The sequence below is a fragment of the Streptomyces sp. NPDC006283 genome, assembly GCF_040613325.1.
GTDB lineage: Bacteria > Actinomycetota > Actinomycetes > Streptomycetales > Streptomycetaceae > Streptomyces.
Map to the genome: position 1 here is coordinate 1 of NZ_JBEXRZ010000055.1, position 14,409 is coordinate 14,409.

At 69.6% G+C, this 14,409-nt stretch carries 15 protein-coding genes; 4 read left to right on the forward strand and 11 right to left on the reverse strand.

The features are described 5' to 3' along the window. From ABZ070_RS14380 to ABZ070_RS14395, 4 genes are all read right to left on the reverse strand, one after another. The coding region (locus tag ABZ070_RS14380; protein WP_356633515.1) for a putative T7SS-secreted protein at positions 1-647 on the reverse strand (647 nt) is incomplete at its 3' end. Then, positions 647-1,294, reverse strand: coding sequence for a hypothetical protein (locus ABZ070_RS14385; protein WP_356633517.1), 648 nt, complete (start codon positions 1,292-1,294; stop codon positions 647-649). The genes ABZ070_RS14385 and ABZ070_RS14380, both read right to left, overlap by 1 nt. Next, positions 1,291-1,794, reverse strand: coding sequence for an SseB family protein (locus tag ABZ070_RS14390; RefSeq protein ID WP_356633519.1), 504 nt, complete (start codon positions 1,792-1,794; stop codon positions 1,291-1,293). Before ABZ070_RS14390 ends, ABZ070_RS14385 begins: the two co-directional genes overlap by 4 nt. A gap of 361 nt (positions 1,795-2,155) precedes the next feature. Next, entirely contained in the window at positions 2,156-2,752 is a 597-nt protein-coding gene (locus tag ABZ070_RS14395) for a dihydrofolate reductase family protein (RefSeq protein ID WP_356633521.1), read from the reverse strand. A 128-nt stretch (positions 2,753-2,880) separates the two neighbouring features. Between ABZ070_RS14395 and ABZ070_RS14400 the strand changes: the two genes are divergently transcribed. Further along, the gene (locus ABZ070_RS14400; protein ID WP_356633523.1) at positions 2,881-3,093 is read left to right on the forward strand and encodes a hypothetical protein; all 213 of its coding nucleotides are present in this window, start codon (positions 2,881-2,883) and stop codon (positions 3,091-3,093) included. Positions 3,094-3,263: 170 nt separating this feature from the next. Here the strand turns inward: ABZ070_RS14400 and ABZ070_RS14405 are convergent, their stop codons facing one another. Together ABZ070_RS14405 and ABZ070_RS14410 are read right to left on the reverse strand one after the other, a co-directional pair. After that, on the reverse strand, positions 3,264-3,590 hold the full coding sequence (locus ABZ070_RS14405; RefSeq protein ID WP_356633525.1) for a hypothetical protein: 327 nt from the start codon (positions 3,588-3,590) through the stop codon (positions 3,264-3,266). Then, the gene (locus ABZ070_RS14410; RefSeq protein ID WP_356633527.1) at positions 3,587-3,751 is read right to left on the reverse strand and encodes a hypothetical protein; all 165 of its coding nucleotides are present in this window, start codon (positions 3,749-3,751) and stop codon (positions 3,587-3,589) included. Before ABZ070_RS14410 ends, ABZ070_RS14405 begins: the two co-directional genes overlap by 4 nt. A gap of 177 nt (positions 3,752-3,928) precedes the next feature. Here ABZ070_RS14410 and ABZ070_RS14415 point away from each other — a divergent pair, with 177 nt between their 5' ends. Together ABZ070_RS14415 and ABZ070_RS14420 are read left to right on the forward strand one after the other, a co-directional pair. Next, positions 3,929-6,523: a bifunctional FO biosynthesis protein CofGH gene (locus tag ABZ070_RS14415; RefSeq protein ID WP_356633529.1), complete on the forward strand. Its 2,595-nt coding sequence runs from the start codon at positions 3,929-3,931 to the stop codon at positions 6,521-6,523. Positions 6,524-6,931: 408 nt separating this feature from the next. After that, complete coding sequence (locus ABZ070_RS14420; RefSeq protein ID WP_356633531.1) at positions 6,932-8,062, forward strand: ADP-ribosylglycohydrolase family protein; 1,131 nt, start codon at positions 6,932-6,934, stop codon at positions 8,060-8,062. 246 nt (positions 8,063-8,308) lie between these two features. Here ABZ070_RS14420 and ABZ070_RS14425 read toward each other — a convergent pair whose 3' ends face one another. Then, entirely contained in the window at positions 8,309-9,868 is a 1,560-nt protein-coding gene (locus tag ABZ070_RS14425; RefSeq protein ID WP_356633533.1) for a sodium:solute symporter family protein, read from the reverse strand. Between the two features lie 263 nt (positions 9,869-10,131). Beyond that, on the reverse strand, positions 10,132-10,914 hold the full coding sequence (locus ABZ070_RS14430; protein ID WP_356633535.1) for an SDR family oxidoreductase: 783 nt from the start codon (positions 10,912-10,914) through the stop codon (positions 10,132-10,134). Positions 10,915-11,022: 108 nt separating this feature from the next. Between ABZ070_RS14430 and ABZ070_RS14435 the strand changes: the two genes are divergently transcribed. Then, positions 11,023-11,910, forward strand: coding sequence for a hypothetical protein (locus ABZ070_RS14435; protein WP_356633583.1), 888 nt, complete (start codon positions 11,023-11,025; stop codon positions 11,908-11,910). Between the two features lie 198 nt (positions 11,911-12,108). Here ABZ070_RS14435 and ABZ070_RS14440 read toward each other — a convergent pair whose 3' ends face one another. The 3 genes from ABZ070_RS14440 to ABZ070_RS14450 form a co-directional block, all read right to left on the reverse strand. Further along, positions 12,109-12,318 carry a DUF397 domain-containing protein gene (locus tag ABZ070_RS14440; RefSeq protein ID WP_356633537.1) on the reverse strand — a complete coding sequence of 70 codons (210 nt, stop codon included), beginning with the start codon at positions 12,316-12,318 and terminating at the stop codon, positions 12,109-12,111. A 169-nt stretch (positions 12,319-12,487) separates the two neighbouring features. Next, a complete protein-coding gene (locus tag ABZ070_RS14445; RefSeq protein WP_356633539.1) occupies positions 12,488-13,357 on the reverse strand; it encodes a helix-turn-helix transcriptional regulator in 870 nt (289 codons plus the stop codon). 293 nt (positions 13,358-13,650) lie between these two features. Then, complete coding sequence (locus ABZ070_RS14450; RefSeq protein ID WP_356633541.1) at positions 13,651-14,382, reverse strand: GPP34 family phosphoprotein; 732 nt, start codon at positions 14,380-14,382, stop codon at positions 13,651-13,653. Positions 14,383-14,409 lie beyond the last annotated feature (27 nt).

Sequence of the window (14,409 nt, forward strand, 5' to 3'; positions counted from 1 at the left end):
GCCTTGCCCGGGTCGGAGAACTCACCGGGGTGGGGCAGCGGCTTGTCGCCGCTGAGTGCGGCGTTGTAGGCGTCGACCTTCTTGTTGAACGCGTCGACGGCCGCCTTGGAGTCCTTGGTGCCCTCCTTGTGCAGGGCGATCGCCTCGCGGGCCTTGCCCTGCGCGCTCACCACCGCCTTGGAAAAGGTTTCCAGTGCCTTGGCGGCATCCTCGAACGCGTCCGCCGCCCGCAGCCAGTCCGTGGGCAGCGTCTGGAACTTCTCCCTAAACGTTTCAGCGGCCTCGCCCTTCCAGTGACCGGAATCCAGCCGTTTCATCCCGGCGCCGACGAGGTCGAACGCCAACTGGAAGTCCCGCAGGTTCTTCACCGTCGCGGCGATCTCCGTCGGACGACCGTGAATCAGCTCATTGGCCTCCTCACTCTGCCCGAGCTGCTGCTCACCGACCTCGGCACCGAGCGAGGACGCGGTCTCGTCCCCCCAGTCCTCGACCACCTCCGCCAAACCGTCATGACCGTAGTGCCGCAAGCCTTCGCCGGCCTTGTCGGTCACATAGTCGACACCCTCACCGACCTTCTCCTTGACCGTGTCGACACCGTCGCTGAACTTGTCGACAGCCTTGTCGGCCAGCCCGCCCCAGTCCACCATCAGCCGCTCTCCCCCCAACGCGGCTGCTCCCCCAGATCCACCGTCTCCTGTGACGGATCCAGATCCTCACGCAACTGCGCGTCCAACCTCTCCCGCACCGACGGATCGATCACACCGGCGCGCTCCAACGCGTCGTTCTGCGCGTCCATCACGTCATACGTGGTGTCCGCCCAGGTCTGCTTCACCTCGGTGTGCGCCTGGGAGAACGACTCCTTGCTCCAGTCCGCGTTGTCCCACGCATGCTGGTCACGGATCGTGTCCCAGCGCATCTGCTTGACCTCGTCCTCCGACAGATGCGGATTACCGTTCACCGAGTTCACGCCGATCTTGATCGTGTCCTTGATGTACTGCTCCTGCTCCGCGAACGAACCCGCCGACAGGCCCACCCCCTGCGCGAAAGCGTTCCCGCGCAGCGTCAGCGCCCGCACCCCCCACTCCCACCGGTTGCAGAACGTCTCGAACTCCGCCGTCAAACCGCCGTGCCCCAACTCCAGCCCGGACAGGGCCAGACCCGAAAACCCCCGCCCGGTCGACGCCTGGCCGATCATGCCGAGCTCCTTCAGCTCCGCATGCGCCAGATTGATCCCCACCGCGATCGCCGCCAACGCCGCCGGCGGCGCCGCAAGATCAGCCTTCTCCCCGCTCACTGCATCCCCCCGAGATCAACCGCCACCGCATCCGGCACCACACCCACCACCGGCGGAAACAACATGCCCTCTTCGCTGCCCGCATCCAGCGCAACCCCCGCAGGCTCCGGCAGCATCGGCACCATCACATCCAGCAACCGCGCACCCAACACCGTGCGGTATTCCCACTCCCGCTCCGCATCCCCCTGCGCCCGCGCGAACCGGGCCAACGCCTCCTCGTCCGAGAACGCACAGATCCACCGCACCCCGTTGAAATCCGCCGTCCACAGACTCCCGTGCGCATCGAACGGCACCAGCACCGCCGCACGCCGAAATTCCCCCAGCAACACCGCAAACCGACGCCGCGCCACCGCGACCTCATCCACTGGCACAGCACTGGGGGAAGCAGGCTCGGACGGCGCCGGCGTGGCCTGAGGCGCCTCCGCCGCAGGCCAATCGGCCAACTCCGCAAGCCTCGAGAGGCGGTCAGGCCTCGAAATCCCATCCCCGTTGTCACTCACCCGGAGATGCTTTCACGGGCGACTTCTCACCAGCAACGATCAAAACTGGGCAAGCTGGCGCATCCGGCGCCACGCGTGCGGGCGTTGCTGCCTGGTCACCGCCCTGCCCCGCGGCCCCAGGGTCGGCGCGTCGATGCCGCCGTGACGTCGCTCGTCAGCGTTGTGTTCCGTCACCCTGAGCTTGCGCGACGTAGTGGCATATACGCCAGTCGAGTCGAGCCGCACGCGGCCGGCTCGGGTCCCCCAGCCGCATTTACTTGCAGCCGTCCACGGCCAGGCTTGCGGCCACGGCGGCGCTTGCGTGACCCGCTGAGCGCGTCCGTGCGCCCGGCCCCGGACAAGCGCCGCCCGCCGGGAGGGCTCAGCCGTTAACGCGCGTGTAGGTGAGAAACACCGCGCCGCTCTTGAGGACGGTGTGGTCGGCGAGTGTCCAGGTGCGAGGATCGAAAGCGGCCTTGCGGGAGAACAGCGGGATCCCGTCGCCAATGGTCAGCGGGCCGATCTTGAGGATCAGCGTGTCGATCTCGGCGTACAGGGAGCCCGCCAGCTCGGCGCCGCCGATCAGCCAGATGTCCTTGCCGTCCTGCTGCTTGAGCTCCCGCACGGTCGCCACCGGGTCGTCGGCGACCAGTTCGACTTCCCGGTCCGGGCTCTCGGTCAGTGTCCGGGAGAACACCAGGTGACGCAGGTGGGGGTAGGCGTCGGTGATGCCGGCCGCAAGACCGATCTCGTAGCTCCGCCGCCCCTCGAGCACAGTGTCGAAGTGGGTGCCCTCCGCCGTGACGGACAGTGCCTGCCGAGCCTGGACGGGCAGCGTCTCCGGGTACTCGGCCACGAGGTGCTGGATGTAGTCCTCCGGTATGGGCCAGAAGCCGTTCGGACCCGTGGGGTCCGCGCCGTCCGGGCCCGCGATGAAGCCATCGAGAGTGGTGGCGATGTAGTGGACGAGTCTGCGCACGCCAGTTCCCTTCCTTCGGTTTGCCGTCGTGGTGCGGCCCTGGGTCGCCGGTAGGCGTGCCGGGGTACGAGGCCGCCCATTGATCATGGCACCCGACCAACTGCGTGAGCACCGTGCCGTCGAATCTCGTGGCCATTCGTACGCGCGTCAGGGCTCAGCTGTCGCTGAAATTCGAGATCTGCTTCACCGGACACTCGCCCCGCCGCGGACTCGCGACGTCCTCCCGCCTCAAGGGCGACGACCAGATCGTGATCGCCAAGCAGGGCGGCTGGGCCCGCACTCCAAGCTGCTCGCCGGATTTCTTGAAGTCGTCGACCAGTGGAAGGGCGACGCCGCCCTGATCGGCGTTCTGTGGCAGGTGCTCTCAGAAGAACGGCGCGCCGGCCGACCGCCTGGTGCTCAGCGTCCAGTAACCGATCGGCTGACGGACAGGCTGCCCGATGTGTGATGCCCACTTTGACTGCTCGGTGCGGAACAACTTTGGCGCTGCGCGTGCCGCCGCAACGCTGGATCACCGCCCCGCTCGCGGCCCCAGTGCCGGCGCGTCGATGCCCGCCGTCATGTCACTCGTCAGCGTTGTGTCTCCCGTCTTCCGCGACGGGTCGTAGGCGCATTCCGCGTGGGCGCCGCCGTTGAAGCGGTCGCCGTCCTCGTACCAGTCGAAGACCATGCGGCCTTCGCCTTCGCGCTTCGTGCGCAGCGTCCAGTTGTCGCCGGAAGGGGAGGGGTCGAAGGACACGATCTCCCAGCCCTTGGACTTCAGGTGGTCGCGCAGCCCACGCAGCGCCGGGAGGGCGTCCGCCTTTGGGACGTCGACGAGTTGCCACTCGTGGTTCAAGCTGAACGCGCCCTCCACCGGAGTGTCGGCAACGTGACGAGCTTCACCTCGCCCTCGGACGTCTCCACCTTCCAGCCCTTTTCGAGATGCTCCGCGCAGCCGGAGAGGTGCGCGACGACCTCGCGCATACGCTCGATCTGCTTGGGGGTCATGCTGCTCACGGTGTCCTCCAAGGGGCCCGCACCAGACTAGAGCGTGGGGCGTCAGCCGGATGCGGGTCGCAGCGTCGGCGGGTGGCGGCCCGCCGTCACGTCGCTGCCGTCGAAGCCCGGCGAGGGTGAGCCGGTCCCGGCCACCGCCCCGGCCCGGTTGTCCGCGGGCGCTCGTATGCTCGACGCATGACCGATCACCAGGGCGGACAGCACGCAGCACGGCCCACCGAGAACGCCATGCGGCGTGCGCTCAAGCGGGCGAGGGACGGGGTCGCCCTCGATGTGGCCGAGGCCGCCGTGCTGTTGCAGGCCAGGGGCAGCGACCTGGAGGATCTCGCCGCGTCCGCCGGCCGCGTGCGGGACGCGGGGCTCGAGGCCGCCGGGCGGGCCGGGATCATCACGTACTCGAAGAGCGTCTTCATTCCGCTCACCCGGCTGTGCCGCGACAAGTGCCACTACTGCACCTTCGCCACCGTGCCCGGCAAGCTGCGCCGCGCGGGCCATGGGATGTTCATGTCCCCGGACGAGGTCCTCCAGATCGCCCGGCGTGGCGCGGAGACGGGTTGCAAGGAAGCGCTGATCACGCTCGGGGACAAGCCGGAGGACCGCTGGCCGGAGGCCCGGGAGTGGCTCGACGCCCACGGGTACGACGACACGATCGCGTACGTGCGGGCCATGGCGATCCGGATCCTGGAGGAGACCGGGCTGCTGCCCCACCTCAATCCCGGGGTCATGTCGTGGACCGACTTCCAGCGGCTGAAGCCCGTCGCGCCGTCCATGGGCATGATGCTGGAGACGACGGCGACCCGGCTGTGGAGCGAGCCCGGCGGGCCGCACCACGGTTCGCCCGACAAGGAGCCGGCCGTCCGGCTGCGGGTGCTCGAGGACGCCGGGCGGACGAACGTGCCGTTCACCAGCGGGCTGCTGATCGGGATCGGCGAGACGTACGAGGAGCGTGCCGAGTCGCTGTTCGCGCTGCGCCGCATCTCCCGTGCGTACCACGGCATCCAGGAGCTGATCCTGCAGAACTTCCGTGCCAAGCCGGACACGGCCATGCGCGGTATGCCGGACGCCGAGCTGGACGAGCTCGTCGCGACCGTTGCCGTCGCCCGGCACATCATGGGGCCCTCCGCCTGCCTCCAGGCCCCGCCGAACCTGGTGGACGCCGAGTACGCGCGCCTGATCCGCGCCGGCATCGACGACTGGGGTGGCGTGTCACCCCTGACCCCCGACCACGTCAACCCCGAGCGGCCCTGGCCGCAGATCGACGAGCTCGCGGAGAAATCGGCGGCTGAGGGCTTCGAACTGCGCGAACGGCTCTGCGTGTACCCGGAGTTCGTGCAGCGCGGCGAGCCGTGGCTCGACCCGCGGCTGCTGCCGCACGTACGGGCGCTGGCCGACCCGGAGACCGGCCTCGCCGCCCCGGACGAGCTCCCCACGGGGCTGCCGTGGCAGGAGCCCGACGAGGGGTTCACCGCCACCGGGCGGACCGACCTGCACCGGACCATCGACACCGAGGGCCGCACGCACGACCGCCGTGACGACTTCGACGCCGTCTACGGCGACTGGGACGCCTTGCGCGAGGCCGCCGCTCCCGGCATGGTGCCGCAGCGTATCGACACGGACGTGCGGCAGGCGCTCGGGCAGGCCGCCGACGACCCGACGAAGCTCACCGACGACGAGGCCCTGGCGCTCCTGCACGCCGACGGGCCCGCCCTCGACGCGCTCACCCGCATCGCCGACGAGCTCCGCCGCTCGGTCGTCGGCGACGACGTCACGTACATCGTCACGCGGAACATCAACTTCACCAACGTCTGCTACACCGGCTGCCGTTTCTGCGCCTTCGCCCAGCGGCGTACGGACGCCGACGCGTACACCCTGTCGCTGAGCCAGGTCGCCGACCGCGCCGAGCAGGCGTGGGACGTGGGCGCCGTCGAGGTGTGCATGCAGGGCGGCATCCACCCCGACCTGCCCGGTACCGCGTACTTCGACATCGCCCGGGCCGTCAAGGAACGCGTCCCCGGCATGCATGTGCACGCCTTCTCGCCGATGGAGGTCGTCAACGGAGCCAGCCGCACCGGCATGTCGATCCGGGAGTGGCTGACGGCGGCGAAGGAGGCGGGACTCGACTCGATTCCCGGCACCGCCGCCGAGATCCTCGACGACGAGGTCCGCTGGGTCCTCACCAAGGGCAAGCTGCCCACGGCGACCTGGATCGAGGTCGTGAAGACGGCGCACGAGCTCGGCATCCGCTCGTCGTCCACCATGATGTACGGGCATGTCGACCAGCCCCGGCACTGGCTCGGCCACTTCCGCACCCTCGCCCGGATCCAGCAGGAGACCGGCGGCTTCACCGAGTTCGTGACCCTGCCGTTCATCCACACCAACGCACCCGTGTACCTGGCGGGGATCGCCCGGCCCGGGCCGACGACCCGCGACAACAGGGCCGTCACGGCGATGGCCCGCATCCTGCTCCATCCGCACATCACCAACATCCAGACAAGCTGGGTCAAGCTGGGCGCGGAGGGTGCGGCGGAGATGCTCCGCTCCGGGGCCAACGACCTCGGCGGCACTCTGATGGAGGAGACCATCTCCCGTATGGCGGGATCGAGTTATGGCTCGTACCGCTCCGTCCACGACCTGACCGCCATCGCGGAGGCCGCCGGCCGGCCGTCCAGGCCGCGTACGACCCTGTACGGGGAGGTTCCGGCGGAACGGCAGCAGGCGGCGAGCGCGTCCGACGGACATCTGCCGGAGCTGCTCCCGCTGCTGCCGGACTGACCGACTGACCGGACTGACCGACTGACCGGACTGACCGGACTGACCGGACTGGCCGGACTGACGGACTGACGGACTGACCGGGCAGTCCTGCCGGAGCTGCTCCCGCCGCTGCTGGACTGGGCGGTGCGAGGGGCTGGACCGGCGCGGGCGGTCCCATGACCGGCCCGCTCGGCTCGCACTCCGCCGGTGCGGGCGTCCGTGGTGACCGGCTCGCTCGGCCCGCACGCCGCCGGTGCCGGCGTCTGTCGTGACCGGCCCGCGTGGTCGGTCGTGCGGCCAAAAGTGACCTCCAGCGGGTTTGGCCACATACCCGCGCGAACCCTACGCGCGCTCTGAATCGGTCGCTCCCGTTCGATTACAGTGCTGCGCCGGGCAGGGTTCGTTCGACGACGTCGGGGGAGGAGCGCGGTGAGCACAGCAGCCACAGCCGTGTGGGGCCGTGCCGAGCAGCAGGACTTCCGTGCCAGGGTGCGCGGCGCCCTGCTCGGCGGCGCCATCGGCGACGCGCTCGGCGCCGGTGTCGGAGGCCTGACCCTCGAGGAGATCCGTACCGCCCACGGCCCCGACGGGCTGATGGACCTCACACCCGTCAACGGCCGCCGCGGCGCCGTCACGGCCGCCACCCAGCTGACGCTCTTCACCGTCGACGGACTGATACGGGCGCAGGTCCGCCGCGACACCGGCGCCTGGCATCCGCCGACCGACGTGCACCGCGCCTATCTGAGGTGGGCGGCCACCCAGCGCGACTGGGGTCCCGACGAGCGCCGCAAGGACAACGGCTGGCTGGCCCGTGAGGAGTGGCTCTACAGCCGCCGCAACCCGTCCCGCGACACCGTCACCGGTCTCGGTGACGAGAACATGGGCACCCTCCAAGCTCCGAAGAACCCCACGGCCCGCGACGCCGGCGCCCTCGTGCGGTCGGCGCCGTTCGGGCTGCTCGTCGGCTGGGAGCCGCAGTTGGTGTGCCAGCTCGCCGTCGAGTGCGCGGCGCAGACCCACGGGCACCCGACCGCCTATCTGTCGGCGGGCGCGTTCGCGGTCATCGTGCACGGCCTGGCCCGCGGCGAGACGCTGGACGGCTCGGTGCAGCGTGCCCTCGCGCAACTGGCCTCCCGGCCCGGCCACCAGCCCGTCACCGACGCGCTCAAGCAGGCGCTGGGGGCCGTACGCCAGGGAATCCCGAGCGCCGCGAGGGTCGCCGCCGTCGGAGAGGCCCACCTTGCGGAGGAAGCCCTCGCGATCGCCGTCTACTGCGCGCTCGTCGGTGAGGACATCCGGCACGGGCTGCGTCTCGCCGTCAACCACGACGGCCCCTCCGAGGTGACCGGCGCGGTGTGCGGCGCGCTGCTGGGCGCGCTGCACGGGGAGACGGCGCTGCCGCCGGCCTGGCTGTGCGAGCTGGAGGGTCGCCCGACGCTGCTGGAGATCGCGGACGACTTCGCCATGGAGATGACCCAGGGCCCGGCGCTGCACAGCCCGACGGCGACGGCGCCGGGCTGGGTGCAGCGCTACCCGCGTGCGGCGGCCGAACTGGCCTGACGCACACGCGCCCGGCCGATGCGCCCCGCGCCCGGCCGATGCGCACCGCGCCCGGCCGATGCGCCCCGTGCCCGGCCGGTAGGCCCCGTGCCGCCGGTGGGCCCCGTGCCCGGCCGATGAGCTCGCGCACTCACACCGGTGCGTCCGACCGGGCACCCTGTCGTCCGGCCGGTGAGCTCGCGCCCCCGTGCAGGTGCGCCCGACCGGCCCGCGCTGCGGGACGACCGGGCGCACCGGGGCGGTCCGTCAGAGACCGGTGGTCTCGCGGGCGGCCGGGGCCGGGAGCGGACCCACCGCGTCCGAGCCGGAGCCGCCCTCGTCGTCGCCGTTGATCTTCGCCAGGACCTCGTCGCGCTCCGGCGTGTCCTCCGGCTTGATCCAGCCGATCACGATGTAGAGGACGAGGGACACGGCCAGCGGCACCGAGATCTGGTACTGCAGCGGCACACCGCCTTCCACGTTCCAGCTGATCGGGTAGTTGACCAGCCAGAAGGTCACCAGACCGACGGCCCAGCTGAGCAGTGCCGCGGTCGGGCCGCTCTTGCGGAACCAGGGGAGCAGGCCGAGCATCAGCGGGATCGCGATCGGACCCATCAGCCCGGCGACCCACTTGATGACGACGGTGATGATGTCGCCGAAGAACGGCGAGTTGACCTGCGTCGCGATCGCCATCGACAGGCCGAGGAAGAGCAGCGTCGTCCAGCGCGCCGCGAGCAGCCCGGCGCGGGTGTCCCACTCGCGGACCTTGCGGGACAGGGCGGGCATGATGTCGCGGGTGACGACCGCGGCGATGGCGTTGGCGTCGGACGAGCACATGGCCATCGTGTGGGAGAAGAAGCCGACGATGACCAGGCCGAGCAGGCCGTGCGGGAGCAGCTGCTCCGCCATCAGCGCGTAGCTGTCGGAGGGCGTGTCCGTCTCGATGAGCAGCGGCGCGACCCACATGGGGAAGAACAGCACCGCCGGCCAGACCAGCCACAGCACCGCGGACAGCACACCCGATCGCTGCGCGGACTTCGCGGAGTCGGTGGCCATGTAGCGCTGGGCCTGGTTCCACATGCCGCCGTTGTACTCGAAGGTCTTGATGAAGAGATAAGCGATCAGGAACACCATCATGTACGGGCCGGCCAGCGGCTCCGCGTGGCCGGCCAGCTTCGGCTCGTCCCACACGGTCCACAGACTGCTGAAGCCGCCCAGTTCGGCCATGACGGCGACGAGCATCGCGATGCCGGCGACGAACTGGATGATGAACTGGCCGAGTTCGGTCAGGGCGTCGGCCCACAGACCGCCGACGGTGCAGTAGACGGCCGTGACCGCACCGGTGATCAGGATGCCCATGTTGAGGGAGACGCCGGTGAAGACGGAGAGCAGCGTGGCGATGGCCGCCCACTTCGCGCCGACATCGACGATCTTCAGCAGTACGCCGGACCAGGCGAGCGCCTGCTGCGTCGGCAGGTTGTAGCGGTTCTTCAGGTACTCGAGCGGCGAGGAGACGTGCAGCCGTGCCCGCACTCGGTTGAGCCGGGGAGCGAACACCTTGGCGCCGATCGCGATACCGATGGCGATGGGGAAGGACCAGGTGACGTACGAGGTGACGCCGTAGGTGTAGGCGATGGCCGCGTAGCCGGTGAACATCACGGCGCTGTAGCCCGACATGTGGTGTGAGATGCCGGAGAGCCACCAGGGCATCTTGCCGCCGGCCGTGAAGAAGTCGCTGACGTTGTCCACGCGCTTGTGGGACCAGACGCCGATCGCGACCATCACTCCGAAATAGCCGATGAGTACGGCCCAGTCGAGACTGTTCATGCCCCCTCCAGGGGTCCGGTCCGTCTTGTGAACGCCGTTCATGGTGTGGCGCGGCAAGGTGGCACGACAACGGACTGGAAGGTCAAGAGCGAGCAAAATCGTTCGGCTTTTTGACCTCTGTTCCTATCTGTGAACACCAGAAGGGTGAAAAAGGGGTCGCACGGGATATGTGTCCGTGCGACCCGAGGTGGTCGGCGCGCGGCGCGCGGCGACCGGACGGCAGCCGGCTCGCGGGGAGCGGTGATCGTTACCGCATCACCGCATCACCGCATCAACTCGCCCGCGTTGACGAGCAGCGACTGGCCCGTGATCGACCTGGCACGGTCGGAGGCAAGGAAAGTGGCTGCCTGCGCCACGTCCTGATCCGTCGCCAGCTCCGGCAGCGCCATCCGCTCGGTGAGCCGCTCGAGCACCTCGCTCTCCGGCGCCCCTTCGGTGAGGGCGCTGAACTGGACATACGCCTGCACCGGCGGCCCCCACATCCAGCCTGGCAGGACCGTGTTCACCCGGATCCGGTGAGGGCCCAACTCCCTCGCCAGCGAGTACATCGCGGACGTGAGCGCCCCCTTGGACGCCGCGTACGCCGCCTGCTGCACCTGCGAGGGCGCGGCCACCGCCGACTGGGTTCCGATGATCACGACCGAGCCGCCCCCCTCCTTGAGTCCCGGCAGGCACGCCCGCGTCATCCGTAGCGTGCCGAGCAGATTCACGTCCAGAACGCCCTGCCAGGTCGTGAAGTCCGCGTCCTCGAGGCCGCCGAAGCAGCTGTCCCACGCGGCGACGTGAACGACGGCGTCGATCCGCCCGAAGCGCTCCAGCGCGAGGGCCGCCAGTGCCTCGCACTGCGTCTCGTCGGTGATGTCGGTGGCCCGGTACGCGGTGCGCCTGCCGCCGGGGTCGATCTCGCCGGCCGACTTGGCGAGGTTCGCCTCCGTGCGCGCGCCCAGGACGGCGTTGCCGCCGTCCTCGACGACGGCCGCCGCGACCTGGTGCCCCAGTCCGGCGCCGACGCCGGACACGATGACGGTCTTGTCCCGAAGCAACATCCCCGTGCCTCCCGAGGCTGGCGCATTATCTGACGGAGCGTCAGAGTAGGTCCGTCCGCCGGAGGAAGGAAGGGGAACGCCATGAGCGAGGACACGCGCAAAGAGGAAATGCGCAACGACGGCACGCGCAATGACGGCACGCGCAACGACGGCACGCAGGGCGAGGGTACGCGCAGCGAGGTGTACGCCGAGCTGGCCGCCGTCGGCCCGTACGGGGTCCGCCCGGGCCACGCGCTGATCACCATGGTCGAACCGCATCCCGGCCACGAGTACGCGTACAACCGGTGGTACGAAGACGACCACTACTACGCGGGCGCGACGGCGATGCCCTGGATCTTCGCGGGCCGCCGCTGGGTGGCGACCAGGGATCTCCAACTGCTGCGCTACCCCGAGAAGTCAGCCGTGGCGCAGCCCGTGACCGCCGGGTGCTACCTCTCGACGTACTGGATCACCGAGGGCCGGTACGCCGACCACATGAAGTGGACCGTCGCCATCAACAAGCGCCTCAACCGCGACGGCCGCGTGCACCAGCAGCGTACGCACGTCTTCACGGCCTTTCAGGACCACGAGGCCACGGTCTACCGCGACGGAGCCGCCGGCCCCCGCGACCGGCACGCACTGGACCACCCCTACGCCGGCCTCGTACTGCAGGTCATCGACGCGGACGGCCCGGCGCAGCGGGCGGAACTGCTGGAGTGGCTCCGCGCGAAGCACCTGCCCAGGAGGCTCATGGGCTCGTGCGCCGCGATGGTGACCGTTTTCAGGCCGACACCGCTGCCGGGTGACCGGATGACGTACGTGAAGCAGGTCGAGGGCGTGGACTGCCGACTGACGCTGCTCTGGTTCCTCGAGGCGGACCCGCGCGAGCGGTGGGAGCCCGAGTTCACCGGACTCGACGTGACGGTCGCCGAGTCGGGGCTGGGGAGGGTCGAGCTGGTGGCGCCGTTCGTGCCGACCGTTCCCGGGACCGACCGCTACGTCGACCGGCTGCGCTGAGCCGGGCCGACGCCGGAACCACGGTGGGGGCCGTCCCACCATGGCCGAGCCCCCTCGGCCGGGACGGCGAACCAGTCGAGAGGGCCCTCGGTACTGTCTCTTGCTCTTGCTCGTCGCTTGTTGCGCGCAGCTCGCTGGTGCGAGTCGTTGCTGCGTGTCGTTCGTATGCTGCGGGTCCCGACGCGCTTCCCGACGCGCTCAGCCGCGCCCGAACGCGCCCTCGCCCACTTCGTTCACGAACGCATTCCACGACTCGGGCACGAAGGTGATCGTCGGACCTGCGGTGACTTTCGAGTCCCGCACGGAAATCTCCCGCACGACAGGGGATTTGACCTCTACGCATGCGCCGTTTCCGGTGGAGTACGAGGACTTCGTCCAGGTCTCCGTGGCGCCCTGAAGGATTGCCATGTTCGCTCCGCTTCCGGCAAGTGGGGTGATCTGAGCCAACGTTCTTGCTGGCGTGATCGACGCTACTCGCCGAGCCGGGCGCGTGAGATGGGCGTTCACTCGACCGGATGGCATATTCCATGCGACTCTTCCGTCGCACGGGAGCTCTGGTGTACCGTGCGGCCCCCGCTCAGGCGGGGTCGCCCTGGGCGTACATCTTGGCGATGTCGGCGATGAACTGCCGTGTCTGCTCCACGTTGAGGGCCTGCGCGCGTAGATGCTCGTACATCACGCTGTACTTCTGTACGTCGTTGGCCTTCTCCAGGTACAGGTCGCTGGTCACACCCTCGATGTAGACGACGCTCGAGTCCGAGGCGTCGGGGAACTCGAGGATCGCGTACTGACCGTTGATGCCCGGATGCGCGCCCATCTCGAACGGCAGCACCTGCACGGTGACGTGCGGCTGCTGCGACAGCTCCACCAGATGCTCGAGCTGTTCGCGCATCAGCTGCTTGTCGCCGACCTGTCGGCGCAGCGCCGCCTCGTCGATCACCACCCACAGACGCAGGGGGTGTTCGGTGTCCCTGATGCGCTCCTGGCGGCGCAGACGGACACTGACGCGCTTCTCGACATCGGTCGCTCCGCTCTCGGGCAGCGCTCCCGCGATGAGCGCCTCCGCGTACTGCCGCGTCTGCAGCAGCCCGGGGACGACCTGCGGCTCGTACACGCGCAGGCTGGCTGCATCGGTCTCCAGACCGATGTACACGCTGTACGGGATGTCGCCGAAAGCGTGCCACCAGCCCTGCTGGCGGGAGTCCTTGGCCATCTGCATCAACGAGTCGACGATCCGGTGGTCCTCGACCTCGTACACCCCGCACAGGTCACGGACGTCGCGCTGGCTGATGGAGCGGCGGCCGTTCTCGAGACGGCTGATCTTCGACTGGGAGACCAGCAGCCGCTCAGCCACCTCCTCGGCCGTCATGCCCTTCAGCTCCCGGAGCCGGCGCAGCTCCTGCCCCAATCGGCGTCTCCTGACGGTGGGATTGACGTTGGACGCCACGGAAACTGCACCTCCGGCTTGCGTAGCTGTGCGTATCTACTGCTGAGCAGATTGCCACCAATGGTGGTCGCTCCGCTGCCAAATGGCTACACACGTGAACGCGGCCGCTACACATACGAACGCGCGGGGCAGCGGCGTGGCTGCCCCGCGCGTTCGACCTGCGGCTCCCGAACCGGCCTTGGGGACGTCGGTGCGGTGGTCCTGCGATGGGGTGTTCGGTCGTGCGGTCGTGCGGTGTCGATGTCGTGCTGTGCTGCTGTTCGGCGGTACTGCTGGGGTGCGGCGACGCGCGCTCAGTGCGCGGCGACACGTGCGGCCATGCTGCCGCGGCGTGGTTGCATCGGTACGGGTCCTGGCTGGCGCCCGCCGGGGGCGGCTGCCTGGTTGCGGCGCGGCTGTGCGGCCACACCGTTCTGAACGTCCATCACCGCGTGCGCGACGAGGCCGCCCATGGGGTCGTGCCTGATGAGGTCCCGCAGACGGGACCGCGAGGAACGCCCTTCGTTACCCGGATACAGGTGCTTGCCGAGACCGACCGCGTGGGCCAGGGCGGCGAGCGCCGCGGTCCGCGGGTCCGGCGGTACACCGGTGCGGATCGCACTGTCCAGCCGGGCCCTGATGTCCCGGCTGATGGCCGTGTCCGTCGCCTGGTAGCGAGTCGTCGGCAGCACTCCGCACATCTGGCCCGCCACGGCATGCACCATGCCGCACCGCTCCAGATGCGAGAGGTAAATCTGGCGCAGCCCCAGCCGGGGCCCGCCGATCCAGTGGACCGCGCGCACCGGGCTGCCGCGTCTGCGCAGCAGTTCCAGTGCGGAGTCCAGAGTCGGATCTCCTGTCGGCCGTGGCATCACCACGGCGATACGATCCCCGTCTGGGGCTATCCGTCCTGCCAGAGCCAGCTCTACTAGCTGTGCCCCGGCCAGGCCGAGGTCGAGCGACTGCGGCTGCGCTGTGGTACCCGTTGCCGGGTCCAGAGCGAGCAGCAGAAGCTCCTCCGGAAGTGTTCTGCGGCTCCTGCCCATCCATGCCTCCCCGCGTGGATGAATGAC